This window comes from Photobacterium sp. 1_MG-2023, assembly GCF_030547945.1.
Taxonomy (GTDB): Bacteria; Pseudomonadota; Gammaproteobacteria; order Enterobacterales; family Vibrionaceae; genus Photobacterium.
The window spans coordinates 223,632-249,605 of record NZ_JAUORR010000001.1 but is presented as its reverse complement, the minus strand read 5'-3'; the positions used below and the strand labels follow the sequence as shown (position 1 = coordinate 249,605).

Sequence of the window (25,974 nt, the reverse complement as noted above, 5' to 3'; positions counted from 1 at the left end):
TTGTTGCAAGAGAAATGATGTGTAGCGGGTGCCACTGACGGTTCAGTACATTCAGGATTTTTTGTGATGAATAACAATTTATCCGCTGAACCGTAGCATAATTTATGGGAGTAGTGTCATAATTCAGCCTTTGTGGTGATGTAACAAATCTTTAGGGTAAAGAATGAAAAAGATCTCATGTGCTTTGTTGGCTGGTCTGATGTTGAGTGGCTGTGCTTCGGTTGAATTGACGCAGCCTCCCACAGATTTTGTCGGCTCGCTTCCGGATGAACTGAAGCAGGAGTTCATGAAGCTGAATGATATTCCGCCGGAAGGAAGTCGGGGGGAGGTTCGGACGCTCCACTTTGACAGCGACCGATCGCTGCTGACAATTGTTCGCCAATTGCGCAGCACACGCTGGAACTGGAATATGGATCAGTCGAAGCTGAAGCCTCAGCTGGTGGAAGTGGCCTGTGAAAACTTCGGTGATGCCATGGCTGTGGGTCTGGGCGTTCGTTTCTGGTACACCGGCGCCGGTGGCTTTGTCAGTGAGCCAGTGACCAGTGAGCAATGCACCGCAAATAAATCCTGATCCCTTTGCTGCTGATCCGATATCTGACTGAGTTACGAATCAAAATATCACCTGAAACATCCAAACATGGTGATATTTTTGTGATCTGTTGATCCCGTCACTTATACTTACCGAATACCAAAGTGCTTTTTTTGCATCTGGCTGGCAAACGGCTGAATAGGTGGACGGATGGGTATGAATGTAAGCAAAGACATCTGGCATGGGGAGCTGGTCTTACTCGGCGGGCACGCAATTCCTTGGTTACATGCGCTGGAACAGGTTGGTTGGCGTTGTCATCACTGTCATGATCTGCGTGCGGCGGAAGCCTTACTGCTCGCGACGGGTCCTTGTCTGGGTGTGGTTGATCTCAGCCATGATGACTTCAGTCTGCATGCCATTGCCAGTCTGGTGAACCGCCATAAACAGGTGCGCTGGCTGGCACTGGTCCGCGATGAGCAACTCCATATCGAATCGGTCTGCCAGTTTATCGTCAGCTTCTGCCTCGATTATTTCACATCTCCGATCCCGGAAGCACAACTGCTCAAAACCTTGGGCCATCAACGCGGCATGCTCACCCTGGAACGCCGGGTCTGGCCGGAACTCGGACAGTTCAGCCAGCAGGGGCTTCAGGGGGATACCCCGGTCATGAAAAAACTGCTTCAGCATGTAAAGCGCCTGGCGTCTGCGGACATGCCGGTCTTGATCCTGGGTGAAATCGGCACCGGGAAAGAAATGGTGGCAGAGGCGATTTTTCAGGCATCAACGCGGGCAAAAGGGCAGTTTGTGACGGTCAACTGCTCCGGGATGGATGCATCCTGGCATGTGAATGGTGCTCAGGATGCGTGTTGTTTTGAACTGGCGCGGGATGGCGTTCTCTTTCTCAATGAAGTCACATCGCTTTCTCCCGAGCGACAGCAGGAGCTTCTTCAGTGGCTGCAGGATGGCCGGTTTACCAAAGAAAATGGCGTCGTGGTCAGGCACGAACCCCGCCTGATTGTAGCGACACACTATCCTCTGGAAAGTCTGGTCAGTGAAGGCGATCTCAATAAAGAGCTTTTCTATCGTTTAAATGTGCTGAGCCTGACCGTGCCCCCTTTGCGTGATCGTGGCGATGATCTGCTCAAACTGGCTCAGGCGTTATTACACAAGTACGCCCGTGAATATAACTGCGGAGTGAAGACTTTTTCTGAAGATGCCCGACAGGCAATTGCAACCTATCACTGGCCGGGTAATGTGCAGGAGCTGATTGGGCGCATCAAGCGCTCGGTCTTACTGACTGAGCAGAAAAACATTGAGGCAGAACATCTTGAACTGCCCCGTCAGGCGGATGACAAACAAAGCCTGAAGAAAATCCGGGAAGAATCCGAACGCAGTGCTTTATTGAGTGTCCTGGAAAACAACCGAGGGCAGATTACGGCGGCCGCCCGGGAACTTGGTGTTTCCCGTGCAACCATGTACCGATTACTGAACAAGCATGATCTGATCCCGCCGCCGCGGGATCTGGGGCAGAATTCTTAGCAATCTCGCCGTAAACCCTCGCCCAATAGGGCGGTGAGAAGTCACACTATACCTGCGCTGCTTCCGGCAGCGGGAAGACTTTGTCGTAAACCAGATTGTAGGCATACGCATAGATCAGATAGAACACCACCAGACCCAAATCCATGATCAGGGCTTGCCACAGGCCAATCTCCAGCCACCAGGCCATGATGGGCAGTGTGATCACCAGCAGGCTCAGCTCGAAACCCAGCGCATGGACAATCCGGTGGCGGGGCTGCTTGTGAAGCTGACCGCTGTATTTCAGCATCGCGTGATCAAACATCAGGTTGTAGGCGTAGTTCCAGAATGTCGCAATGACCGAGAAAATAACGCCTAAAACACCAATTTGAGCCATATCAAACCCAAACATCTGGCTCAGTACCCATGTGATCAGAACCAGTGCAATGGCTTCAAAACCAATGGCATGACGAATTCTGTCCTTTTGTGTACGCATTGTAATGACCTCTGAAGAATCAATCTCTCTGAGGGCTATCCTAATGCTATTATCGATAGATAAAAGTTAGTTGTTATCTGTTTTATCGATAGGTGATTAGGATGCAGTTCTCTCTGGAGCAACTTCGTGCCTTTGTAAGTGCGGCGGAAACCGGCTCGTTTTCGGCGGCCGCCCGCAGGTTGGGTAAGGCGCAGTCGGTTGTCAGTACTGCGGTTTCGAATCTGGAAACAGACTTTCATCTGATGCTGTTTGACCGCAGCGGAAAGAAACCCCGGTTAACGCCGGCGGGTGAAGCGCTGCTCATCAAAGCGCGACGGATCCTTGCGCATTGCGGAGAGCTTCAGGTTGCCGCGGACAGTTTCCAGCAGGGTATTGAGCCTAAACTGACGCTGGTGGTGGAGTCCATGGCCATGCTGCCAGCCTTATCTGATGTACTGCAGCAATTTGAGGCCCGGTTTCCTGAGGTTGAGGTTGAAATTCTGACGGTCGGCACCGGGGATGTTCTGAAACTGCTGAAAGAGGGCCGGGCGCAACTGGCACTCATGGTTCAGCTATCTTTTCTGCATCCGGACATCATTGTTCATGGTCTGGGTCAGGTGGATGTCTGGTGTGTGGCGGGTTGTGAGCATCCGTTAGCGGTTCAGCGGCACGTGGACTGGGATGATTTGCGGCAGCACCGCCAGATCCTGCTCACCGGCCGTTACGGGCAGGACAGCGAAGTGTGGCGGGTATCTGATTCGATCTGGCGGACAGAACACATTCTTTCCGCGATTGAGCTGACCCAGCGGGGGATTGGCTGGACTGTGCTGCCAGCAGACACAGTGAAAGACAAGGTACAGGCGGGGACGCTGATCCAGTTGCAACCACAATTTGAGGCTCAGGTCTGGAAACAACCGGTGGATCTGGCCTGGAGCAGTCAGCACGCACTGGGCCCGGCCGGGAGAGATTTATGTACGCTGCTGAAAAATGTCCGTCTGTCCTGAGCAGAGATTAGGCCAATCATAGGATGGAAGCGCAAAACTCTGAAGAGTCAGTCATTGTTTGTGAAACGCTCTGAATGGGATGAAATGATGCGTTTATAAGCAGGATATTTCACTTTTTATTCACAGATGTAAAATAACTTCTTGTTTTTGGCTAATTCTCAGGCAAGAATATGCTTCACGTCACACCAATCTATCTTATAACCAGGAGGAACTAACAATGAGCACATTCAATTCCAAATGTCTGCGTCCTGCTGGTGATAAGGATCAATCTTCCTGTCATCACGAAGTGCTGTGACTTCAAGTCACTGAACTTTGACATAACTCTACAGTAATTCACTGTGTAAATGGGCCGCGGATACGTCTGTCGCGGCTAGTATGTTGTCAGCCTGAAAACGGTCGTATTTGCGTCCCTCCAATATCATTCATGGAGCGTACACTCATGCGTCAATCAGTCTATTTACGTTTTGCTGTTTTATTGATTCGTCTGGATCTTCATCGTGAAGAAGAAGCATGGCGTCGTGAACATCGACGGATGCAAGTTCATTTACCACAACTGTCGACACACATTCTGCAAGACATGGGTATCGATAAAGACATGCGTTTAGACCAATCGCTGGTCAGCACACGTGCTTTGCGTAAAACGCGTTTGCTCAGGCATGCAGTTCGATCGCGAAGTCTCACGTAATCGCAGGCCTTGCTTTACGAAGGAAGGCCTGAACGACAAAAAATAGAGAAAGTCCTCAAACGCCCTCGCTGACAACGAGGGCGTTTGCGTTGGGTCAATGGCAGCCATGTTTACGGGCAGGGATTCGAATAGGTGATCCCAACCTGTGCCAGATCAGCCATGACTTCATCGTTCAAATCCACGGACAGGCTGTTGATGTTGGCTTCCAGCTGAGTCAGATTGGTTGCCCCAATCAGGGTCGAAGCATTGAACGGTTGCTGATTCACAAATGCCAGCGCCATTTGCGCTGGATCCAGTCCGTGCTTTTTCGCCACGTTCACATAAGCTTCCGTGGCCGCAATGCCTTGCGGTGTGAAGTAACGCACGAAGCGATCAAATAACGTACAGCGCGCCCCCTTAGGTTTTTGTCCGTTGAGATACTTACCGCTTAAGATCCCAAACGCCATGGGGGAGTAAGCCAGTAATTTCACGCCTTCATAGTGGCTGATTTCAGACAGCCCCACTTCAAAGCTTCGGTTGAGCAAGTTATAAGGGTTTTGAATGGTGACCACACGGGGCAGGTCATGTTTTTCCGCCAGACGCAGAAACGACATCACGCCCCATGGCGTTTCATTCGACAGGCCAATATAACGAATTTTTCCGGCCCGAACCAACTCAGCCAGAGCTTCCAGAGAATCGGTTAAGGTCACGCCGGTGTTTTGATCCGGGTAGGGATAATTGAGTTTGCCAAAGCAGTTGGTTTCCCGCTGCGGCCAGTGTAACTGATATAAATCGATATAATCGGTTTGCAGCCGTTCCAGACTTTTTTCAACGGCTTCATGGATGTTGCGCCAGTCCAGTGCCATGTTGCTTCGGATATGCGGGACATTGCGCGGGCCTGCAACTTTGGTGGCCAGAATGACCTGGTCGCGTTTGCCTGATTTTTTCAGCCAGCTGCCGATATAAGATTCGGTCAGCCCTTGAGTTGCTGCCTTGGGCGGAACCGGATACATTTCGGCGGTATCAATCAGGTTAATCCCGCGTTCCAGTGCGAAGTCGAGCTGGCTGTGTGCTTCGGCTTCGGTATTCTGCTCGCCAAAGGTCATGGTGCCCATGCCAATCTGACTGACTTCAAGTGAAGAGTGGGGGATCTTATGGTATTTCATTTGCCCTCCTTGGACCGCAAGTTCTCTTTGACTATAACTCAGGACATTCAGCCTGAAAAGCGACTGAACAATCAATAACTTCCATTCGGTTCTGTGCCATTTTTGGCAGGATGTGCCGATTCGATTCCGGAATCAACAAGATGGCTCACGAATGTTTCGTCTCACAGAGTGGATTCCCTGAGCTTGCTGAACAGAAAATGTTCGCACATAGTTAATGCAACTCCCCCTGAAAAGGATCGGCGATGAAGCTCTCTCAATTCAAACATTGGGTGAAGTCACCTGGTGAAGCGATGCCAAAATGTGTGCTGACCAGCTATGCGGGTCGGGCTGACTATCTGATGGAAGTTGAATATAAGAATCATCTCGAACCCCTGAAAGATGAAGATGACAACATGCTGCATTTTCAGAATATGGAGCAGGTCCGGGAGTTTCTCCGGCCGCTGGGGGTGAAATCAATCACGCTGAGAACCATCGATCCTCACGATGAATTTTCAGCGGATGGAAAGCCAACCTGCTGTCAGGACGATATGACCATTCCGCTCTGATAGGGCCGGAGCGGGCCTCAGAGCATGAAATGCCGGGCCAGAATCTCGGCTGTGAATTGAGTTTTCAGATAAAAGCCGCGCGGTAGCGTTTTGATTGGCTGCCCGTCTGCGCCGTAAGCTTCGGTCAGTACTCTGCTGTTTGCTGCTTTTGGGCGAAGTTGCAGTACTTCACCGTGTCGCGCGGTGATCTGTTCAACCCGGCCCAGAACGATGAAATCCATCAGCTCCTCCCAGTCACGTTTCAGGCGGGCTTCTTCTTCCACTGAAGGACTCCAGAGCAGTGGCGAGCCGACATGGCGTTCCGCCAGAGGGATTTCCCGCTCGCCTTCAACAGGGATCCACAACACTCTGGCCAGTTTATGGCGAATATGGCTGGTTTCCCACCGAATGCCTTGCAGGCCAATGAGCGGCGCGACGCAGACAAACGTGGTTTCCAGAGGTTTCCCCTGATGGCTGATGGGGATGGTTTTCAGTTCAATGCCTAAATCGGCAAAATCCGGGACGGGTTGACTGCCGGCATTGGCACCCAGATGCCATTCGAGAAGCTGACCGACCCAGCCTTTATCCCGTCGTAAGTCTGGCGGCGGGGTTTGCCCGGCCAGTTCTGCCAGTTCACCTAAGGTATAGCCGGCCAGTGCCTGAGCTCTGTTGATGAGTTCAGATTCAGAGGTGGGCGGAGATTGCTGAATGATTGTCATCTGGCTATCCGTTGGTGGTGAGCGTCTCGAAACGATTCATATTAACACATTCAGTATCTCGGTTGATCAACCCATCAAAGCAGGATCCTGTGCCAAAGATATCCACAGGTAAAAAATTAAACAAAGTGCGCATTGTCTGAACTGGACGGATTTACAGGGGAATGTTCAGACTTTAGCCGTTGGGCTGTGTGTTTTTTCAACGATACACCCCGGCGGATGTGGATAACAGCAAAGTTGGTTGATCTTTAATCAGGTGGTTGGATCCGATTGAAATGAGGGGGGAATCAAGCCATTTTAACTCGGATGTAATGTCTTAATATGTTGATTGATAATAACTTTTATGTGTGATTGATACGGTGATGAAGTAAGGTGGATCCCCTTGGATTGTTGATTAATTCGGCAAGAACAGAGTTTCTGCACAAAAATATCCACAGAAAGCGTGAATAAATGTGGGAGAAGTCTCATTTCTTTGTTTATAACCTCGGGTTCTTGGTGGAGTTATCCATAAAGTGAGTGCTAGGTAGGAAAAAACAGTGATTGATGACAATGAATGTTTACCCTGAGGCGCATTCTGTGAAAAAATCACTGTTAATTGATATTTTTACTTGAGGTCGTCCAGTGATTGATGGCGATGGATACCGCCCTAATGTGGGGATAGTTATCTGTAACAGCCATGGCCAGGTATTTTGGGCTCGACGATATGGACAACACTCTTGGCAGTTTCCGCAAGGTGGTATAGATGAGGGGGAAACTCCCGAGCAGGCTATGTACCGTGAACTGTATGAGGAAGTGGGTCTGACCAAAAAAGACGTCAGGATTCTGGCCTCCAGTCGACACTGGTTGCGCTATAAATTACCTAAACGTCTGGTTCGGTGGGACTCTAAACCAGTTTGTATCGGGCAGAAGCAAAAATGGTTTTTGCTGAGTCTGGAATGCGATGAGTCCAAGGTGAATATGCAACGTGGCACGACACCGGAATTTGATGGTTGGCGATGGGTCAGCTATTGGTATCCGGTTCGTCAAGTTGTGTCCTTTAAACGGGATGTTTATCGCCGGGCGCTGAAAGAATTTGCAGCGATGGCGATGCCGTTTAAAGAACGTAAGGATCGTAAATCTAAACGAAAATACAGGCGGGGTTAACCCTACATGCTGACCCAATTGAGAGAAATCGTAGAGAAAGTAGCCAGCGCGCCGACCTTACTCGAAGCGTTAGATCTCCTTGTGGTCAGCATTTGTGATGCAATGAAGACGGAGTGCTGCTCTGTCTATATCGTAGATGAGCAGCGCCAGCAGTATATGCTGATGGCAACCAAAGGCTTAACCAAGCCATCCTATCAGGTCGGGCTGGGGTTTGGCGAAGGTCTGGTCGGGCTGGTGGGGCACCAGGCTGAACCTGTGAATGTGGCTGATGCCAGTCAGCATCCAAATTTCAAACATATCCCCGGCACCAACGAAGAATATTTCCGTTCCTTTTTTGGTACCCCCATTATTCATCAGCGAAAAGTGCTGGGTGTGCTGGTCATTCAGCAACGGGAAAAGCGTGAATTCACCGAAAGTGAAGAGTCTTTCATGGTCACTCTGGCAGCGCAGCTGGCGGTGATTCTGGCACACGCAAAAGCCCAGGGTATGTGGCCGGATCAACGGGATGGTTTGCATTTGACCGGGTCCGCTGCATCAACCGGTGTTGCGGTTGCAAAAGCCTGGTGGGATGACAACCAACCCCGGCTAGAGGCCGTCTGTCCGGCATCTTGTCTGGATCGCGAAGCGGAGCAGGAGCGGCTCAGTATTGCCATTGAGATGGCCAGTAATGAATTCCGGCGGTTGCGAAAACGCTTCGACAGTGAACTTCATAAAGAAACGCTGGCCATTTTCGATCTATTCAGTCACTTGCTCAATGATCCAATGCTGCGCAAGGATCTTTTCACCAAAGTTTCCGGCGGCGATCAGGCGGAATGGGCGGTTCGTCAGACCGTCGAAGCGTATTCCGGCCGGTTTGCCAATATGAAAGACGATTACCTCCGGGAACGGGCTCACGATATTCGTGAGTTAGGGCAGCGGCTTTTATTTTTCCTGCATAACGAGGAAGGTGCCGAGCACCAGTGGGAAGCGCCCATTGTACTGCTGACCCGAGAGCTGACAGCCGCCATGCTGGCGAGCATTCCCAGAGATAAACTCGCTGCCGTGGTGGCTCAGGAAGGGGCGGCAAATTCACATGCGGCTATTTTATCCCGCGCGCTGGGGATCCCGGCCATCTTGGGCGTGGATTTTGTCCCGGAGAAGGTGCATAACGCGCTGGTGGTCGTGGATGGCTATCGCGGTGATTTGCTGATCGAACCCAACCGGCAGATTCTGGCTGAATACAAACGGCTGTTGCGCGAAGAAAATGAACTGACAGCGCTCGTTGAGCAGGATCTGGATAAATCCGCCGAGACGGCGGATCAGGAAAGAATTTACCTTTATCTGAATGCCGGCCTGAGTGCTGACACCAATATTGCGGTCAATAAAGGCGTGGATGGTGTCGGCTTATACCGCACTGAAGTGCCGTTTCTCCTTCAGCGCGGTTTCCCGTCGGAAGAAGAGCAGGCGACACAATATCGTTCGATTCTGCAGTCTTATCCCAACAAGCCTGTGGTGATGCGAACCTTGGATATTGGTGGTGATAAACCCCTGCCCTATCTAACCATTGAAGAAGACAATCCGTTTCTGGGCTGGCGGGGAATTCGCTTTACGTTAGATCATCCTGAAATCTTTTTGATCCAGGTCCGTGCGATGCTCAAAGCCAGTATCGGGCTCGATAATATGGAAATTTTGCTGCCAATGATTTCAGGGATCCCGGAGCTGGATGAATCAAAAGCCCTGATTGACAGAGCTTTTGAAGAGGTGTCTGTTTATGCTGCGGGTAAAGGGGCGGTCTTGCATCGTCCCAAACTGGGCATCATGGTTGAAGTTCCGTCCATTTTGTACCAGTTGCCCGTCCTGAAAGGGCGGGTCGATTTTATATCGGTTGGCAGCAACGACTTAACACAGTATCTATTGGCGGTAGACCGGAACAATTCCCGGGTTGCCAATGTCTATGATACGTTCCATCCGGCGGTGATGCAGGCGCTGAAACACATTCAGGATGTCAGCGAATCCAATGCGATTCCGGTCAGTGTGTGTGGTGAATTGGCTGGTGATCCGCTGGGGGCGCTGCTGCTGGTTGGTATGGGCTACCGCTCTTTGAGTATGAATACACGAAATGTGGCCAAAATTAAATATGTCCTGCGTCATACCCTCCTGACGGATATGGAACAACTGGCAGCCAGCGCGCTGTCAGCAATTTTTGGTCATGAAGTTCGCCAGATGGCGACAGAATTTGTTGAACAGCGAGGCATGGGCGGCTTGATCCGTGCAGGGAAGAAGTAGGCGATGCCGGAAATGTTGTGGTTGCTCCTGATGTGCTTGGGGTTGGGCGCTGTGGTTGGTTTGCTGGCCGGGCTGTTGGGGATTGGCGGAGGACTGTTGATCGTTCCGGCGCTGGTCTGGCTGCTCCCCCGGGCTGGGATTGCACCGGAACTGGTGATGCATATTGCCCTGGCAACGTCGCTGGCTTGTATTGTTCTGACTTCAGGTTCTTCTGCCCGCAGCCATCTTCGGTTAGGCAATGTAGATATAACACTGGTTAAGCTGCTTGCGCCGGGGATGATCCTGGGCGGGTTCGCTGGGAGCGCTGTCGCGGAATGGGTTCCTGCTGAGTGGCTCCCCCGGATCTTTGCTGCTATTGTGCTGCTGCTGGCACTGCAAATGCTGTTATCACTGAAAGTTTCAGGACGACATCCGTTACCTGGGTCAGTTTCCGTCGCGGGCAGCGGCAGTGTGATTGGTCTGATTGCCAGCCTTGCGGGCATTGGTGGTGGCTCTCTGACGGTTCCATATCTGAGCTGGTATGGCGTTGAAATGCGCCGGGCAATTGGCACTGCGGCATTTTGTGGTTCCATCATTGCTGTTGCTGGCATGATCGGATTCATGATTGCGGGGAGCGGTGATGAAGCCTTACCCCCTTATAGCATTGGCTATGTCTATCTGCCGGCATTGCTGGGGGTTGTTTGTACGTCCGTGGTCACCACCCGGTATGGCGCCCGTTTAGTCAGCAATTTGCCGACTCAGACCCTGAAGAAGATTTTTGCCATTTTTCTGTTATTTATCGGTGGCAGGATGTTGTTTTAACATCACTTTTCATCCAGTCTGTGTCCGAACATCTGTCATCGTGGAAAGAGAACACGGTGAGATATTTTTTGATTAATCATGAGTATGTGTTGAATGAACCAAGGATATCTGACGTTTCCAAATTTTGACCCGGTCCTGTTTGAAATTGGGCCGCTGGCCATCCGCTGGTACGGCTTGATGTATCTGGTGGGGTTTATGTTTGCGCTCTGGTTAGCCAATCGTCGTGCAGACAAGCCAAATAGTGGCTGGACACGGGATCAGGTCAGCGACCTGTTATTTTTTGGCTTCCTGGGTGTTGTCGTCGGTGGTCGGGTTGGTTATGTGCTGTTTTATAACTTTGATGTTTTTCTGGCCGATCCGCTGTATCTCTTCAAAGTTTGGACCGGTGGGATGTCCTTCCACGGCGGTCTGCTCGGTGTGATGACGGCGATGCTGTGGTATGCCCGCAAACAGGGGCGCCGTTTCTTTGATGTTGCCGACTTTGTTGCACCGCTGGTGCCATTTGGTCTGGGGGCTGGCAGGCTGGGAAATTTCATCAACGGTGAACTCTGGGGCCGGGTGACCGATGTGCCTTGGGCCATGGTGTTCCCGACAGGTGGGCCATTGCCACGTCATCCGTCTCAGCTGTACGAGTTTTTCCTGGAAGGCCTGGTGCTGCTGATTATCCTGAATGTGTTTATCCGCAAGCCGCGTCCGGCGGGTGCTGTTTCTGGATTGTTCCTGATTGGCTATGGCACGTTCCGCTTCTTGGTGGAGTATTGCCGCGAACCGGATGCGCAGCTGGGGCTGTTTGGGGGCTGGATCAGCATGGGACAGATTCTCTCCCTGCCTATGATTATCGGCGGAGCACTCCTGATGCTCTGGGCATACAAGCGCTCTGATGCGCACCGCACCGCTTAAGTGACATCCACAGGCAGCCAAATGGCTGCCTGTTTTATGTTATGCTTGCGGCCAGAATTTTTCTGCCACACTCCGGTCGAGAGAGACAATGAAACAGTATTTAGATTTATGCCAGCGGATTATTGATGATGGTGAATGGGTTGAAAACGAACGCACTGGCAAACGTTGCCTGACACTGATCAATGCTGATCTGACCTATGATGTTGCGAACAATCAGTTTCCGCTGATCACGACGCGTAAAAGTTACTGGAAAGCCGCTATTGCCGAGTTGCTGGGTTACCTGCGTGGCTATGATAATGCAGCACAATTTCGTGCGATCGGTTGTAACACCTGGAATGCCAACGCGAACGACAATCAGGCCTGGCTGAATAACCCACACCGCAAAGGCGAGGATGACATGGGTCGGGTGTACGGTGTGCAGGGACGTCGCTGGCAAAAGCCCGATGGCACGCCTTTCGATCAACTCCGTAAGATTGTGGATAACCTGAGCCGCGGAATTGATGACCGGGGAGAAATTCTGACATTCTACAATCCAGGTGAGTTTGAGCTGGGCTGCCTGCGTCCCTGTATGCACACGCATACGTTTTCTCTGCTGGGTGATACACTCCATCTGACCAGCTATCAGCGTTCCTGTGATGTGCCGCTGGGGCTGAATTTTAATCAGATTCAGGTGTTTACTTTACTGGCACTGATTGCTCAGATCACAGGTCACAAGGCGGGGAAGGCATATCATAAGATTGTGAATGCCCATATTTATGAAGATCAGCTGGCGCTGATGCGGGATGTGCAGTTGAAACGCGAGCCTTTCCCATCTCCGCAATTAATCATTAATCCGGCGATCCAGTCGCTGGATGATCTGGAGACTTGGGTCACACTGGAAGACTTTCAGGTGGAAGGCTATCAGCACCATGAAGCCATCCAGTATCCGTTTTCGGTATAAACACGTTCCATCATGCGTACAAAAGCCCTGCCACATGATGTGCGGCAGGGCTTTTTTGTTTGCATGGGGATTTCAGAGAGATGGTTCACAATGGGTCGATTCTATCTCCTTTCATTTCTGTCAGACTTTAATATCTAGAGTAAAACCAGAGAAACCACAAAAACCATTATTTTTATGTGGCTATTAAACCGTAATATTCGCGAGGTTATATCTCAGGCTGACTTTGCCATGTGAAAGATATTTAATCTGAGTTTTCTGTTTCATATTAAATAAAATGCACCTCAGAGTCAGATAATATGATTAGATTGAAATGAGTCTGAAGGCGATGGAATTTTTATTACGCAGAAAAATTGGATTTCAGTTTAAGCTTCTTGTTTTTATGCCTTTTATTTCATTTGTTTTTATAACAGTGATACTATTTGCTTCATTAAAATTAGTCAGAACAAATTTCTCATCCATTGATCATTCTAATGATGTCATGATCATGACGAAAAGCACTTTGATTAGTGTGACCAATATTCAAAGAGGCTATCGTGGTTTCATGCTGACCGGAAAGGATAGTTATCTGGAACCCTACCGAATGGGTATTGATGAAATCGAAACCTATCTGAGCCGATTAATTGAAATGACTCGGGATATGCCACAGCAAACAGCTCGATTGTCTGAAGTTCAAGCGTTAATTTCAGAATGGCGCTCTGAAGTCTTGGAAAAGGGGATTCAGTTAAGAAAACAAAGTGAATCCTCGCAAGTGCTCCAACACGCTGGCCGGGGTAAATTCTATGTGGATAAAGTCAAAAGCGTTTTTAATGATTTTATTCAGGATGAAGTCCAACTGAAAGAACAAAGAGAGTCTGAGTATAAAAAGACTGAAGGCGAAGGGATTATTTACTTTTTTCTCACCATTACATTATCTTCGATTGTGATTTTTTATATCTCAAATGTTATTTCGAAATTCATCTCTGGCGGTGTGATTCAGTTGAATGAAAAAATGCAATTGATGGCAAAGGGGGAGTTAAATCATCCAATCGAGGAAGATACGAGTAGTAATGAATTATCGCAGTTAACCGGGGCTTATAATCAAGCCAGAAATGAGCTTGCTTCACTGATTTCAAGTACCGCAGATTCAACGTTGAAACTAACGGAGTGTATTGCTGAAATGGGTGAATCTTCAAATAAAAATAGCAATAATGCAACGGCGCAAACTGAAAAGACTGAAATGTCTGCAACCGCAATGAACCAGATGGTTGTCACTATTGATGAAGTCTCGAAAAATACGAGTCATGCGACTGAGCAAGCGGACCAGGGCAAGCGGGTGGTGGAAGAAGGAAAGGTCGTGGTAGACACCATGCAGCGCAATGTTCTGTCTTTAGAAAAGGAAATCTCTGCCGCCTCGGCCATTGTTTCCACCATTTCTCAGCAGTCTAATAATATCAATACAATTTTACAGTCCATCAAAGAAGTGGCGGATCAAACAAACCTGCTGGCTTTAAATGCCGCAATCGAGGCGGCACGAGCCGGTGAGCAGGGAAAAGGTTTCTCGGTTGTGGCTGACGAGGTCAGAAAACTAGCCAACAGCAGTCAGCAGAGTGCAAATCAGATTTCGGAAATGATTGCATCGGTTCAGGAAGAGGTCGCCAAAGCCGTCGATCAGATTCACCAGAGCGTAGAACGGGCGGAAGAAACTGCATCTCACAGTAATGATTTACAGCAGGCTTTTGATGATATTTACGATTCATATCAACTGATTGCGGACATGAATCACCAGATCGCGGCCGCAACTGAAGAGCAGCAAGCCACTTCAAATGAAATCAATCAAAGTATTTTGGATATTAATGAAACGGCGAAACAATCCCTGGAGGAAGCCAATGATTTGCTGATTTTGTCCCAGAAGCTCAATCAGGAAAATCAGGAGCTCAAAAAACGAGTTTCTTTCTTTCAGTTTGCTTGATTGGTTGTGTCGAAGGATACAGAACGATCAAAATGCCCTGCAATGGAGATGCAGGGCATTTGAGTTGACTTGAGCGTATATCAGGCGGTGAAGGCCAGAATCGATCCAGGAATCACCACAAAGACTAAGCCCAGGTAAGCGGCAACGGCTGCCTTGCTTTTTACAGCCAGGTCACCCAGGAAATAAGCGCCTTTCAACGGCAGTTCACGCAGGAAAGGCAAGCCGAAGATCAGCAGGGTCGCCAGCAGGTTGAAGCACAGGTGTACCAGCGCAATCTGCAGCGCAAAAACCGCATGGTCGCCTGAAATCGCAGTTGCAGCCAGTAACGCCGTAATACAGGTCCCGATATTGGCACCCAGGGTGAACGGATACACATCGCGAACTTTCAGCACGCCAGTCCCTACCAGAGGCACCATCAGGCTGGTTGTTGTAGAAGAAGACTGGACCAGAACAGTGACAACAGAGCCAGAGACAATGCCGTGAATCGGGCCGCGACCAATTGCGCTTTTCAGGATTTCACGTGCACGACCGACCATCAGGCTGCGCATCAGTTTTCCCATCACCGTAATTGCCAGGAAGATCAGGGCAATCCCCAGCACAATCATCATGACACCGCCCATGGTCCCTAAAGATTCCAGCGGTGCTTTGACTGCACTAACGGCAGGTTGGGTGAGTGGTTTGATGAAATTCAGGCCTTTCATACTCATGTCGCCAGTCGACATCAGGGGTGACACTAACCAGGCGGAGATTTTACCCAGCAGACCAAACATCATTTCCAGAGGCAGGAAGATGGCAACCGCCAGCAGGTTAAAGAAGTCATGGACGGTTGCAGCAGAAAATGCGCGTTTGAATTCTTCTTTACAGCGGGCATGGCCCAGGCTGACCAGCGTATTGGTCATGGTGGTACCGATGTTGGCACCCATGACCATCGGAATTGCTGTTTCAACGGGAAGTCCGCCTGCGACCAGGCCAACAATGATTGAGGTGACTGTGCTGGAAGATTGGATGAGAGAGGTGGCTACCAGACCGATCATCAGACCTGCAATCGGATGTGACGCAAACTCAAACAGGGTTTTGGCTTGTTCGCCCACTGACCATTTGAAGCCGCCACTCACCAGTGATACTGCGACTAACAACAGGTACAGCATGAAAACCAGGTTTGCCCAACGAACCCATCGCATGGAGCTCTGCATTGGCTCAGCTGTGGTGGTTTGGGTAGTCATATTCTGTTCTCCGTGACATTGTGATGTCATTTAGGTGTCAGTTTTTTGAAAGTTTCGGCGATGGTAGAGATCGAATATTTCAGAAATATGACATAAAAATGTCTTTCTCGATTTTCTCCTGTTCTGCGGGGGTATGAAATAGATTGGGAGCAAGATCGAAGTTTCAATCTAAGCTGTTAACATGTTGATTCCGTTGAATATCCCCTCTTGGTTATAAAGGGGGAATTCCACAATCACAGATGAGATAAAAAATGTGAACAGATGCTTCGGGAGTGCGCCAACGGAAAGCGATTCAGATAATCAGGCTCAGTGAGCCTGCACAGGTAAGTAAATACTGCGGGTATTACTGTGTTTTGCCCTCAACACTTCGGTTTTTTCGAGTGGTTCGCTCTAAACAAACGATTTCACAGAGGTGTTCGTCGGCGTCTACACTGTTTTTACCACGCATTGATAAAAAAGTGTGAATTTACAGTGAGTAGTAAGGAGCTGCGGTCAATGACCGATGTAATTCTGAAATTCTTTAAATTAGAGTCAGCTGGCGGCATTTTGCTGATCGTCGCCGCCGCGTTGGCCATGATGATTGCGAACTCTCCGTTACAACCAATGTACGAGGGTGCGCTACATTCCTATATCGCGGGTCTGTCTGTTGAACACTGGATCAACGATGGCCTGATGGCGATTTTCTTTTTGGTGATTGGCCTCGAGGTAAAACGTGAGCTGATCGAAGGCGCCCTGAACACGAAGGAGAAAGCAATCTTCCCGGCCATTGCTGCATTGGGGGGCATGGTTGCACCTGCTTTAGTTTATGTACTGTTCAATTTTGCAGATCCAGTGGCACTGGGTGGTTGGGCGATTCCGGCGGCAACAGATATTGCGTTCGCGTTGGGTATTATGGCGCTGTTGGGCAACCGGGTGCCGGTCAGCCTAAAAGTGTTCCTGCTTGCGCTGGCGATCATTGATGACCTGGGTGTGATTGTGATCATCGCGCTGTTCTACAGCAGTGATCTGTCCGCAATTGCACTGGGTGTGGCCTTTGTTGCAACGGCAGTGCTCTTTATCATGCATGCCCGCAATGTCTCGAACCTGTTCTGGTACATTCTGGTCGGTGCGATCCTGTGGGTGAGTGTGCTGAAATCCGGCGTCCACGCGACACTGGCGGGTGTTGTGCTGGGCTTTGCGATTCCGTTGCAGGGTAAAGACAAGCAAGGGAAGGATATTTCCCCGCTCAAGACACTGGAGCACGCGCTTCATCCTTATGTTGCGTATCTGATTCTGCCAGTCTTCGCATTTGCCAATGCAGGGATCTCCCTGGCGGGTGTTTCTGCGGAAGGTCTGACGGCGATGCTGCCACTCGGGATTGCGCTGGGACTCTTTGTCGGTAAGCCGCTGGGTATTTTTACCGCAAGCTGGCTGGCCGTGAAAACGGGTGTTGCCCGATTGCCTGAAGGCACAGGATTTGGACAGATTTTCGCGGTTTCCGTCTTGTGTGGTATCGGCTTCACGATGTCTATATTCATCTCCATGCTGGCTTTTGCCGGAGCAGATGCCGAGATGATGACTTATTCGAAACTGGGTATTTTGATCGGTTCAACGACAGCTGCAGTTGTGGGGTATGTCTTACTTCACCGCTCCTTACCTGCAGCCAAAGCCGTGAAGGACAGTCAGACGACTTCATAATTCGTGCAGGGAGGTGTTGATGAGAATCTTGATTGGTATGGCCTTGAGCCTGATCTCAGGTTATGCAGTGGCGGCAACAGATTTCAGCCACTGCCAGGAACAAACTCAGACTGAACTCTGTCAGGCTTATCTTGCCGGGTATCAGCAAGGACAGGCCCGGATTCAGCCCGTGGAAGGGGAGAAAGCCGGGAACAGCTTTCTGACCCGCGCTCTTGAGCAGCGTGCTGGGGAAAGGCATCGTCATCTGGCGATGGCAGAAAAAGTTGTCGAAGCGCAGACACAGTAAACACTTCCGACGGAAAAATGCGCTTCATCGTGTTTTTCGTTTGAAAAAACTTTAGGATAAGCCCCAGGCCAGTTGGTCTGGGGCTTTTTGATGGCCTGAAGCGTGCTCTCATACCAATCAAAGTCAGTCAGTGATCAGAAATAGCGTAGGAAAAATGTTTGAGAACAAGGCGGATTTTTTAGATCAGTCCTGATTCTACAATCAAAAAATCTAACGCAGTTATCGAGCATTTGAACAAGCTAGGATGACCAATGATTTACTGCGATTGGTCTCAATCTCGGAGCGCGATTATTTTGACTTAGACGCCGGGGCCCAAATTGTGTCGCACCTGAATTACAATCATCTCTACTATTTCTGGATGGTCTGCAAGCAAGGCTCTGTCACCAAAGCAGCAGATGCCTTATTTCTGGCACCTCAAACGGTGACAGGGCAGATACGATCGCTGGAGGAACGGCTGAACGGTAAGCTGACCAAACGGGTCGGACGGAATATCGAACCGACTGAACTGGGGCAGCTGGTGTTTAAATATGCCGATAAGATGTTTGACCTCAGCTATGAAATGCTGGATATCGTCAATTACACGCAGCGCGAAAACCAACTGCTGGAAGTTGGTGTCGCGGATGCGCTCTCTAAGCGGCTGGTCAGTAAAATACTGATGGCCGGGATCCCGGAAGATGAGCGTATTCACTTGCGTTGCTATGAGTCGACGCATGAAATGTTGCTGGAGCAGTTGTCTCAGCACAAGCTCGATATGATTTTGTCGGACTGTCCGGTTGACTCAACGCAAAGTCCCGGACTTTTCAGCAAAAAGCTGGGAGAGTCCAGCATGAGTTTCTTTTGCTCGAATACGGATAAAGCGCTGAATTTCCCTGCCTGTCTGGAAGACTACAAACTCCTGGTGCCGGGGCGTCGCACGGCCATGGGGCGCAAACTGCATCATTGGTTTGATCAGCAGGGCATTACCCCGAATATTCTGGGAGAATTTGATGATGCGGCGCTGATGAAAGCCTTTGGCACCTACCGGAAATCTATGTTTGTTGCCCCTTCAATTTATGCATCTGAAATTGAGCAGTCTCAACCGGTGAAAGAGGTGAAGCGGGTGCGGGCAATTCGTGAAGAATACTACGTGATTTTTGCAGAACGCATGATCATGCACCCTGCCGTCAAGAAAATCTGCGAAGCAGATTTCAGAAAACTGTTCAAATGACCGCCTTTTTCAGTGATAGAAGTTAATGAAAATATCACTGAAGTCGGTGGAAAGATGGAAGCCATAACGTTACATCACAGTGCTCCTGAGGCAGTGTCTTTGCTTAAGGCCATGGCCAATGAGCGGAGGCTGTTGATTTTATGCTATTTGCTGGAAGGGGAATTGTCGGTTGGAACCATGAGTGACCGTCTGGACTTAAGCCAGTCGGCCTTATCTCAGCATCTGGCCTGGCTCAGACGAGATGGTCTGGTTGCAACCCGCAAAGAATCTCAGACGGTGTATTACCGCCTGAAGAGTCAGGAAGTCAAATCCATGATTGAACTGTTACAGCAGATGTACTGTCCGTGATGCTCTCTCGGGCAATACTCAATCAAAGGTCTGATTTCCAGACATAAAAAAACCGGCCTGAGCCGGTTTTTTTATTGCTGATGAATCAATTCACTGAATTACAGAGCTTTGATTTTTGCAGCCAGGCGCGCTTTATGACGAGCAGCCTTGTTTTTGTGGATCAGGCCTTTAGTAGCCATACGATCAATCACAGGTTGCATATCAGCGAAGGCTTTAACAGCAACTTCTTTGTCGCCTGCTTCAATAGCAGCAACAACTTTTTTGAAGAAAGTGCGCATCATAGAACGACGGCTAGCGTTGTGCTGACGACGTTTTTCAGAAGTGATTGCACGTTTCTTAGCAGATTTGATATTTGCCAAGGGTGTAACTCCCAAATTCTTGGTACGGTGACAATTTAAGGCCGAGGAATATGCCTCTAAAACCGAAGATTGTCAAATGATTTGTGCAAATAACAGCCGTGCCATTGAATTTGGCACTTGTGCATTAACACGGTTAATATGGCGGCAGATTCTATCAGCTTTTGGTCCTGCAAGTCACCTTTCTGGGCCATCTTTTATGAGGTTTTTTTTGTGAGTAAGCGTCTTTTGCGCTCAGGGCTGATTGTCAGCAGTATGACTTTCGTTTCCCGCGTCATGGGCTTAGTGCGGGATGTGGTGGTTGCCAACCTGATGGGGGCCGGTGCTGCCGCCGATGTTTTCTTTTTTGCCAACAAAATTCCTAACTTTTTACGCCGTCTGTTTGCTGAAGGGGCTTTTTCACAAGCGTTCGTGCCTGTACTGACGGAGAGTCATGCAGGCGGGGATATGGATAAAACCCGGGATTTAATCGCGAAAGTGTCGGGGACGCTGGGCGGTATCGTGACGCTGGTGACTCTGCTAGGCGTGTTGGGTTCCGGGGTGATTACAGCGTTGTTTGGTGCTGGCTGGTTTATTGACTGGCTGAACGACGGCCCGGCAGCCCCTAAGTTTGAGCTGGCCAGTTTACTGCTGAAAATTACGTTCCCCTACTTGTGGTTTATCACTTTGGTTGCCTTATCCGGTGCCATTTTGAACACGTTAGGGAAGTTTGCCGTCTCATCCTTCACTCCGGTTTTTTTGAACATTGCCATTATTCTGTGTGCCTGGTGGGTGTCACCTCGTCTGGCACAGCCGGAGATTGGCCTGGCGGTTGGAGTGTTTCTGGGCGGCCTGATTCAGTTTTTGTTTCAGCTCCCTTTCCTCTATAAAGCTGGCGTGCTGGTGCGTCCCCGCTGGGGCTGGCGTGATCCGGGCGTGGTGAAAATCCGCACCCTGATGATCCCGGCGTTGTTTGGTGTTTCTGTCAGTCAGATTAATCTACTGTTTGATACCTTTATTGCCAGTTTCCTGATGACGGGATCGATCAGTTGGCTTTATTACTCGGACCGCTTGCTGGAGTTTCCACTGGGATTGTTCGGGATTGCGATAGCGACGGTCATCCTCCCTGCGTTGTCCCGCAAGCATGTGGATCAGAACCGTGAGCACTTTGCCCAGACCATGGACTGGGGTGTTCGTATGGTGCTCTTGCTGGGTGTGCCTGCTATGCTGGGGCTGATGGTATTGGCAAAACCGATGCTGATGGTGCTCTTCATGCGGGGCGAATTCACGCCCCATGATGTTGAGCAGGCGGGCCTGTCTTTGCTGGCGTACGCATCGGGGTTGCTGAACTTCATGCTGATCAAGGTGCTGGCACCGGGATATTATGCCCGGCAGGACACCAAAACGCCGGTTCGCTACGGTATTATCGCAATGGTGACGAACATGGTGTTTAACGCGATCTTCGCCTCCATGTTTGGTTATGTCGGACTGGCGCTGGCCACCGCATTGTCGGCATTCGTGAATGCGGCGCTGCTTTATCGCGGGTTGCACCGGGACGGTGTTTATCAGATCACCCGGACAACGCTGAGTTTTATCTTCCGGCTGATTCTGGCAGGCGGGGCGATGATTTCGGTCCTGTTGTGGTTGTCTCCGGCGATGGCGGAATGGTTATCCCTGAGCTTTTTGCTGCGGGTATACTGGCTGGCTGGTTTGATTGGTGTCGGGGCGGTGACTTATTTGCTGACACTTCTGATCACCGGTGTTCGCCTGCACCATTTGAGGACGGAAGGTTAAGATGAACGACGCTGAGACGATGGCTGTTTTGGCAAAAAAGTGCATCTTCCGGGGCGGATGGTTTTCACCCGATTGCGCTCTGGTATATAATCCGTCAGTTTTTGACTTTGGTAATGATTAAGCTGCAGATGGAATTGATCCGAGGAATTCACAATATCCGGGCCGGTCATCATGGCTGTGTCCTGACGATAGGTAATTTTGATGGGGTCCATCTGGGCCATCTGGCGGTTTTGTCTCAGGTGCGGCAACAGGCCGAACGTCTGGGCGTGCCGTCAACGGTGATGACGTTTGAACCGCAGCCGATGGAGCTCTTCGCCAAAGAGAAAGCCCCGGCTCGGCTGACCCGTTTTCGCGATAAGTACCAGCAACTGGAACATGCAGGCATTGATCGCCTGCTGTGCGTGAATTTTAATGCCCGTTTCGCCAGTATGGCGCCGGAAGATTTTGTCCGTCGCTTGTTGGTCGAACAATTGGGTGTTAAGTTTCTGGTGGTTGGTGATGATTTCTGCTTCGGTAAAGGCCGTCGCGGGGATTTTGCGATGCTGGAAGCTGCCGGACGTGAGTTCGGCTTTGAAGTGGTCAGCACACAAAGCTTTTGTGTTGATGCGAAGCGGGTCAGCAGTACAGCGATTCGCGAGGCACTGGCACAGGATCAACTGGCAGAAGCGGAAGCCATGCTGGGTCGTCCTTACAGCGTCAGTGGCCGTGTGTCCCATGGTCGTAAACTGGGACGGACCATCGGCTTTCCAACAGCGAATGTACCGCTGAAGCGCCGTGTTTCACCGGTCTCCGGTGTCTATGCGGTTGAGGTACACGGTGTGGCAGACAATCCACTGCCCGGTGTGGCTAATATTGGCCGCCGCCCTACAGTGAACGGGGAACGCCAGCAACTGGAAGTCCATGTATTTGATTATCAGTCTGACATCTACGGCTGTCAGATTGAGGTGGTTTTACACCACAAACTTCGAGATGAAATTAAATTCGCCTCCTTTGATGCGCTGAAAGCGCAAATCGAGCGTGATGCCCAGACAGCGCGGGTGTGGCTGTCTGAGCATCGTCAACATGTCCAACTTCGCCCAAGTAACGGAATTGAGAATCAATGAGCGACTATAAAGATACCCTGAACCTGCCTGAAACAGGGTTTCCGATGCGAGGCAACCTGGCACAACGCGAGCCTGCAATGCTGAAGCGTTGGTACGACGAGGACCTGTACGGTGCCATCCGTCAGGCCAAGAAGGGTAAAAAATCTTTCGTACTGCACGACGGCCCTCCTTATGCCAATGGTGATATTCATATTGGTCACGCACTGAACAAGATTCTCAAAGACATTATTATCAAGTCGAAATCCATGTCGGGTTTCGACGCACCTTACGTGCCTGGCTGGGACTGCCATGGTCTGCCTATTGAGCTGATGGTTGAGAAAAAAGTCGGCAAACCAGGCCAGAAAGTGACGGCTGCTGAGTTCCGTGAAAAGTGTCGTGCATACGCAGCGGGCCAGGTGGAAGGTCAGAAAGAAAGTTTTATTCGTCTGGGTGTCCTGGGTGAGTGGGACAAGCCATACCGCACCATGGACTTTGCGACAGAAGCCAATATCATTCGTGCGCTGGGCAAAATTGCAGACAACGGCCACCTGCTAAAAGGCTTTAAACCAGTACACTGGTGTACCGACTGTGGTTCAGCGCTGGCTGAAGCAGAAGTTGAATACAAAGACAAAGTGTCGCCGTCCATTGACGTGAAATTCAAAGCTGTGGATGAAGCCGCTGTCGTCAGCAAGTTTAAACTGGCTGGCGATCATCAGGGTCAGGGCGATGTGTCCATCGTGATCTGGACGACCACGCCTTGGACCATGCCAGCGAACCGCGCCGTGGCCGTACGTGACGATCTGGAATATGTTCTGATTCAGGTCGAAGGTGAGCAGCCTCAGCGTCTGATCGTTGCTGCTGAGCTGGCGAAAGACGTGATGGATCGTGCCGGTATCGAGCATTACCACAATCTGGGTTTTGCCAAAGGTGCCGATCTGGAACTGATGCGTTTCAATCATCCGTTCTACAGCTTTGATGTCCCTGTCATTCTGGGTGACCACGTGACCACAGAATCCGGTACGGGTTGTGTTCACACCGCACCGGGCCACGGTCAGGAAGACTTTGCCGTCGGTCAGAAATACGGCCTGGAAGTTGCCAACCCGGTTGGCAGTAACGGTGTTTACCTGCCGGATACTGAAATGTTTGCCGGTCAGCATGTGTTTAAAGCCAACGATGCCATCGTGGAAACGCTGAAAGCGCACGGTGCGCTGCTTCATCATCATGCTTATGAGCACAGCTATCCGCATTGCTGGCGCCACAAAACGCCAATCATTTTCCGTGCGACACCACAGTGGTTTGTCTCCATGGATCAGAATGGTCTGCGTGCGAAAGCACTGGAAGAAATTAAAGGCGTGCAGTGGATGCCGGAGTGGGGTCAGAGCCGCATTGAGGGCATGGTTGAAGGCCGTCCGGAATGGTGTATCTCCCGCCAGCGGACCTGGGGTGTGCCAATCGCACTGTTCGTTCATAAAGAAACTCAAGAGCTGCATCCGGACACACTGGCGCTGATTGAAAAAGTCGCCAAGCTGGTTGAAGAAAAAGGCATTCAGGCCTGGTGGGATCTGAATCCTGCTGATCTGATGGGTGAAGCCGACGCGGCACAGTATGAAAAAGTACTGGATACGCTGGATGTCTGGTTTGACTCCGGTGTTACCCATTACGCAGTGGTCGACAGCCGTGAAGAATTCAATGGCCATGCTGCTGATTTGTATCTGGAAGGTTCTGACCAGCACCGCGGCTGGTTCCAGTCTTCTCTGATTTCGTCCGTTGCGATGAAAGACAAGGCGCCGTATCGTCAGGTGCTGACGCACGGCTTTGTGGTTGATGGCCAGGGCCGCAAGATGTCCAAGTCGATCGGTAACGTGGTTGCGCCGAAAGATGTCACCAATAAGCTGGGTGCAGATATCCTGCGTCTGTGGGTGGCTTCCACCGACTACACCGGTGAAGTTGCAGTGTCTGACGAAATCCTGAAGCGCAGCGCCGATGCTTACCGCCGTATCCGGAACACCGCACGTTTCCTGCTGGCGAACCTGAGTGGTTTCAACCCGGCAACGGACTGCGTTCCAGCCGAAGAGATGGTGGCACTGGATCGCTGGGCTGTGGCCCGTGCGAAAGCCGCGCAGGACGAAATCATCAAAGCTTATGATGAATACAACCTGCACGCAGTCACGCAACGCCTGATGCACTTCTGTTCCATCGAGATGGGGTCTTTCTATCTGGATGTGATCAAAGACCGTCAGTACACCGCAAAACGCGGTGGCCATGCGCAGCGCAGTTGCCAGACTGCACTCTTCTACATTGTCGAGGCACTGGTACGCTGGATGGCACCGATCATGTCGTTTACGGCAGATGAAATCTGGAACGAAATGCCGGGTGAGCGTGATCCCTTCGTCTTTACCGGCGAATGGTATGAAGGCCTGTTCGGACTGGCTGACAACGAAGCGTTCAGCAACGAGTTCTGGACTGAAGTGCAGTCGGTTCGTGGTGCCGTGAACAAGCTGCTGGAAGAAGCCCGGAATGAAAAACGCATTGGTGGTGCCCTGCAGGCAGAAGTGACTCTGTTTGCAGAGCCTGCACTGGCGGAGAAACTGAACCGTCTGGAAGACGAGCTGCGCTTTGTGCTGCTGACCTCAAAAGCGAAAGTCGCACTGGCAGAGAACCGTCCTGCCGATGCGAAAGCGACTGAAGTTGCGGGCTTGTCTGTGCTGGTAACCCCATCTGAAGCCGAGAAATGTGACCGTTGCTGGCACCATGTGGCCGATGTGGGCACTATCGCAGGCCATGAGAAAATCTGTGGCCGCTGTGTGACCAACATTGATGGTCAGGGCGAAGAGCGTAAGTTTGCCTGATGAGTAGCTTACCGACCCTGAAGCAATCCGGAATTCGCTGGCTGTGGCTGGCGGTTCTGGTCTTTGCGATCGATATTGGCAGTAAGCTGCTGGTGATGGACACCATGGGTTACGGCTGGCCGAATCGCATTGAGGTCCTGCCGTTTTTTAACCTGCTGTATGTGCATAACTACGGTGCTGCGTTTAGTTTTCTCAGTGATGCCAGCGGCTGGCAGCGTTGGCTGTTTACGGCCATTGCACTGGGCGTGACTGCGCTCCTGCTGGTTTGGATGCGCCGCACTCCGGCCACCAACCGGATTGCCAATCCGGCGTATGCGCTGATTATTGGTGGTGCGCTGGGCAACCTGTTTGATCGCCTTTATCATGGTTACGTGGTGGATTTCCTCGATTTCTACATCGGGAAGCATCACTGGCCGGCATTCAATATTGCTGATTCGGCGATTTGTATTGGTGCAGGCATGATCATTTTGGAAGGCTTTCTGGCAGGCAAGACAAAGACCAAAGAAAGTCACTAAGCTGGCAATCAGCTCACGAAGCAGGCGCTGCCCGTTGCGACGGGCGGCGCTTTATTGTAAAAACGGTA

Annotated in this window: 24 protein-coding genes; 19 read left to right on the top strand and 5 right to left on the bottom strand. The window is 50.6% G+C overall.

Annotated elements, in window-relative coordinates; genetic code table 11:
• Positions 1-163 precede the first annotated feature (163 nt).
• Together Q4579_RS01080 and Q4579_RS01075 are read left to right on the top strand one after the other, a co-directional pair.
• Positions 164-571 carry a hypothetical protein gene (locus tag Q4579_RS01080; protein WP_303560947.1) on the top strand — a complete coding sequence of 136 codons (408 nt, stop codon included), beginning with the start codon at positions 164-166 and terminating at the stop codon, positions 569-571.
• 168 nt (positions 572-739) lie between these two features.
• Positions 740-2,068, top strand: coding sequence for a VpsR-related response regulator (locus tag Q4579_RS01075; protein WP_303560946.1), 1,329 nt, complete (start codon positions 740-742; stop codon positions 2,066-2,068).
• 46 nt (positions 2,069-2,114) lie between these two features.
• On the opposite strand, the gene Q4579_RS01070 is transcribed toward Q4579_RS01075, so the two are convergent.
• Positions 2,115-2,540, bottom strand: a complete 426-nt coding sequence (locus Q4579_RS01070; protein ID WP_303560945.1) for a PACE efflux transporter — start codon at positions 2,538-2,540, stop codon at positions 2,115-2,117.
• 101 nt (positions 2,541-2,641) lie between these two features.
• On the opposite strand from Q4579_RS01070, the gene Q4579_RS01065 reads away from it, so the two are divergent.
• On the top strand, positions 2,642-3,523 hold the full coding sequence (locus Q4579_RS01065; protein WP_303560943.1) for a LysR family transcriptional regulator: 882 nt from the start codon (positions 2,642-2,644) through the stop codon (positions 3,521-3,523).
• 439 nt (positions 3,524-3,962) lie between these two features.
• A complete protein-coding gene (locus Q4579_RS01060) occupies positions 3,963-4,208 on the top strand; it encodes a hypothetical protein (protein ID WP_211647190.1) in 246 nt (81 codons plus the stop codon).
• Between the two features lie 110 nt (positions 4,209-4,318).
• Here Q4579_RS01060 and Q4579_RS01055 read toward each other — a convergent pair whose 3' ends face one another.
• Positions 4,319-5,353, bottom strand: coding sequence for an NADP(H)-dependent aldo-keto reductase (locus tag Q4579_RS01055; RefSeq protein ID WP_303560942.1), 1,035 nt, complete (start codon positions 5,351-5,353; stop codon positions 4,319-4,321).
• A gap of 242 nt (positions 5,354-5,595) precedes the next feature.
• Here Q4579_RS01055 and Q4579_RS01050 point away from each other — a divergent pair, with 242 nt between their 5' ends.
• Positions 5,596-5,898 (top strand): DUF6482 family protein, encoded by a 303-nt coding sequence (locus tag Q4579_RS01050; RefSeq protein ID WP_303560940.1) that lies wholly within the window; start codon positions 5,596-5,598, stop codon positions 5,896-5,898.
• Between the two features lie 17 nt (positions 5,899-5,915).
• Here the strand turns inward: Q4579_RS01050 and mutH are convergent, their stop codons facing one another.
• Positions 5,916-6,596: a DNA mismatch repair endonuclease MutH gene (mutH, locus tag Q4579_RS01045; RefSeq protein ID WP_303560938.1), complete on the bottom strand. Its 681-nt coding sequence runs from the start codon at positions 6,594-6,596 to the stop codon at positions 5,916-5,918.
• Between the two features lie 618 nt (positions 6,597-7,214).
• Here mutH and rppH point away from each other — a divergent pair.
• The 6 genes from rppH to Q4579_RS01015 all read left to right on the top strand — a co-directional run bounded on the left by rppH (position 7,215) and on the right by Q4579_RS01015 (position 14,590).
• Positions 7,215-7,736, top strand: coding sequence for an RNA pyrophosphohydrolase (gene rppH, locus Q4579_RS01040; protein WP_303560937.1), 522 nt, complete (start codon positions 7,215-7,217; stop codon positions 7,734-7,736).
• A gap of 6 nt (positions 7,737-7,742) precedes the next feature.
• Positions 7,743-10,001 (top strand): phosphoenolpyruvate--protein phosphotransferase, encoded by a 2,259-nt coding sequence (gene ptsP, locus Q4579_RS01035; protein WP_303560935.1) that lies wholly within the window; start codon positions 7,743-7,745, stop codon positions 9,999-10,001.
• 12 nt (positions 10,002-10,013) lie between these two features.
• Positions 10,014-10,802 carry a sulfite exporter TauE/SafE family protein gene (locus tag Q4579_RS01030; protein WP_303560933.1) on the top strand — a complete coding sequence of 263 codons (789 nt, stop codon included), beginning with the start codon at positions 10,014-10,016 and terminating at the stop codon, positions 10,800-10,802.
• 93 nt (positions 10,803-10,895) lie between these two features.
• A complete protein-coding gene (lgt, locus tag Q4579_RS01025; RefSeq protein WP_303560932.1) occupies positions 10,896-11,702 on the top strand; it encodes a prolipoprotein diacylglyceryl transferase in 807 nt (268 codons plus the stop codon).
• A gap of 88 nt (positions 11,703-11,790) precedes the next feature.
• Entirely contained in the window at positions 11,791-12,642 is an 852-nt protein-coding gene (locus Q4579_RS01020; RefSeq protein ID WP_303560931.1) for a thymidylate synthase, read from the top strand.
• A gap of 325 nt (positions 12,643-12,967) precedes the next feature.
• A complete protein-coding gene (locus Q4579_RS01015; RefSeq protein ID WP_303560930.1) occupies positions 12,968-14,590 on the top strand; it encodes a methyl-accepting chemotaxis protein in 1,623 nt (540 codons plus the stop codon).
• Positions 14,591-14,670: 80 nt separating this feature from the next.
• Here Q4579_RS01015 and Q4579_RS01010 read toward each other — a convergent pair whose 3' ends face one another.
• Complete coding sequence (locus Q4579_RS01010; RefSeq protein WP_303560929.1) at positions 14,671-15,813, bottom strand: Na/Pi symporter; 1,143 nt, start codon at positions 15,811-15,813, stop codon at positions 14,671-14,673.
• A 495-nt stretch (positions 15,814-16,308) separates the two neighbouring features.
• On the opposite strand from Q4579_RS01010, the gene nhaA reads away from it, so the two are divergent.
• From nhaA to Q4579_RS00990, 4 genes are all read left to right on the top strand, one after another.
• Positions 16,309-17,490 carry a Na+/H+ antiporter NhaA gene (gene nhaA / locus Q4579_RS01005; protein WP_303560927.1) on the top strand — a complete coding sequence of 394 codons (1,182 nt, stop codon included), beginning with the start codon at positions 16,309-16,311 and terminating at the stop codon, positions 17,488-17,490.
• A gap of 19 nt (positions 17,491-17,509) precedes the next feature.
• The gene (locus tag Q4579_RS01000) at positions 17,510-17,776 is read left to right on the top strand and encodes a hypothetical protein (protein ID WP_303560925.1); all 267 of its coding nucleotides are present in this window, start codon (positions 17,510-17,512) and stop codon (positions 17,774-17,776) included.
• Positions 17,777-18,095: 319 nt separating this feature from the next.
• Complete coding sequence (nhaR, locus tag Q4579_RS00995; protein ID WP_211647202.1) at positions 18,096-18,983, top strand: transcriptional activator NhaR; 888 nt, start codon at positions 18,096-18,098, stop codon at positions 18,981-18,983.
• A gap of 54 nt (positions 18,984-19,037) precedes the next feature.
• The gene (locus Q4579_RS00990) at positions 19,038-19,331 is read left to right on the top strand and encodes a helix-turn-helix transcriptional regulator (RefSeq protein WP_211647203.1); all 294 of its coding nucleotides are present in this window, start codon (positions 19,038-19,040) and stop codon (positions 19,329-19,331) included.
• A gap of 98 nt (positions 19,332-19,429) precedes the next feature.
• On the opposite strand, the gene rpsT is transcribed toward Q4579_RS00990, so the two are convergent.
• Positions 19,430-19,690, bottom strand: coding sequence for a 30S ribosomal protein S20 (rpsT, locus tag Q4579_RS00985; protein WP_211647204.1), 261 nt, complete (start codon positions 19,688-19,690; stop codon positions 19,430-19,432).
• Positions 19,691-19,900: 210 nt separating this feature from the next.
• On the opposite strand from rpsT, the gene murJ reads away from it, so the two are divergent.
• The 4 genes from murJ (at position 19,901) to lspA (ending at position 25,906) form a co-directional block, all read left to right on the top strand.
• Positions 19,901-21,460 carry a murein biosynthesis integral membrane protein MurJ gene (murJ, locus tag Q4579_RS00980; RefSeq protein ID WP_303560922.1) on the top strand — a complete coding sequence of 520 codons (1,560 nt, stop codon included), beginning with the start codon at positions 19,901-19,903 and terminating at the stop codon, positions 21,458-21,460.
• A gap of 128 nt (positions 21,461-21,588) precedes the next feature.
• Positions 21,589-22,563: a bifunctional riboflavin kinase/FAD synthetase gene (gene ribF, locus Q4579_RS00975; RefSeq protein WP_303560921.1), complete on the top strand. Its 975-nt coding sequence runs from the start codon at positions 21,589-21,591 to the stop codon at positions 22,561-22,563.
• Positions 22,560-25,391: an isoleucine--tRNA ligase gene (ileS, locus tag Q4579_RS00970; RefSeq protein WP_303560920.1), complete on the top strand. Its 2,832-nt coding sequence runs from the start codon at positions 22,560-22,562 to the stop codon at positions 25,389-25,391. Before ribF ends, ileS begins: the two co-directional genes overlap by 4 nt.
• Entirely contained in the window at positions 25,388-25,906 is a 519-nt protein-coding gene (lspA, locus tag Q4579_RS00965) for a signal peptidase II (protein WP_303561155.1), read from the top strand. Before ileS ends, lspA begins: the two co-directional genes overlap by 4 nt.
• The last annotated feature ends 68 nt before the right edge of the window (positions 25,907-25,974 follow it).

Coding starts and splice junctions, on each gene's coding strand:
- Q4579_RS01080 (WP_303560947.1), top strand. CDS start 164: ATGAAAAAGATCTCATGTGCTTTGTTGGCTGGTCTGATGTTGAGTGGC.
- Q4579_RS01075 (WP_303560946.1), top strand. CDS start 740: ATGGGTATGAATGTAAGCAAAGACATCTGGCATGGGGAGCTGGTCTTA.
- Q4579_RS01070 (WP_303560945.1), bottom strand. CDS start 2,540: ATGCGTACACAAAAGGACAGAATTCGTCATGCCATTGGTTTTGAAGCC.
- Q4579_RS01065 (WP_303560943.1), top strand. CDS start 2,642: ATGCAGTTCTCTCTGGAGCAACTTCGTGCCTTTGTAAGTGCGGCGGAA.
- Q4579_RS01060 (WP_211647190.1), top strand. CDS start 3,963: ATGCGTCAATCAGTCTATTTACGTTTTGCTGTTTTATTGATTCGTCTG.
- Q4579_RS01055 (WP_303560942.1), bottom strand. CDS start 5,353: ATGAAATACCATAAGATCCCCCACTCTTCACTTGAAGTCAGTCAGATT.
- Q4579_RS01050 (WP_303560940.1), top strand. CDS start 5,596: ATGAAGCTCTCTCAATTCAAACATTGGGTGAAGTCACCTGGTGAAGCG.
- mutH (WP_303560938.1), bottom strand. CDS start 6,596: ATGACAATCATTCAGCAATCTCCGCCCACCTCTGAATCTGAACTCATC.
- ptsP (WP_303560935.1), top strand. CDS start 7,743: ATGCTGACCCAATTGAGAGAAATCGTAGAGAAAGTAGCCAGCGCGCCG.
- Q4579_RS01030 (WP_303560933.1), top strand. CDS start 10,014: ATGTTGTGGTTGCTCCTGATGTGCTTGGGGTTGGGCGCTGTGGTTGGT.
- lgt (WP_303560932.1), top strand. CDS start 10,896: ATGAACCAAGGATATCTGACGTTTCCAAATTTTGACCCGGTCCTGTTT.
- Q4579_RS01020 (WP_303560931.1), top strand. CDS start 11,791: ATGAAACAGTATTTAGATTTATGCCAGCGGATTATTGATGATGGTGAA.
- Q4579_RS01015 (WP_303560930.1), top strand. CDS start 12,968: ATGGAATTTTTATTACGCAGAAAAATTGGATTTCAGTTTAAGCTTCTT.
- Q4579_RS01010 (WP_303560929.1), bottom strand. CDS start 15,813: ATGACTACCCAAACCACCACAGCTGAGCCAATGCAGAGCTCCATGCGA.
- nhaA (WP_303560927.1), top strand. CDS start 16,309: ATGACCGATGTAATTCTGAAATTCTTTAAATTAGAGTCAGCTGGCGGC.
- Q4579_RS01000 (WP_303560925.1), top strand. CDS start 17,510: ATGAGAATCTTGATTGGTATGGCCTTGAGCCTGATCTCAGGTTATGCA.
- Q4579_RS00990 (WP_211647203.1), top strand. CDS start 19,038: ATGGAAGCCATAACGTTACATCACAGTGCTCCTGAGGCAGTGTCTTTG.
- ribF (WP_303560921.1), top strand. CDS start 21,589: ATGGAATTGATCCGAGGAATTCACAATATCCGGGCCGGTCATCATGGC.
- ileS (WP_303560920.1), top strand. CDS start 22,560: ATGAGCGACTATAAAGATACCCTGAACCTGCCTGAAACAGGGTTTCCG.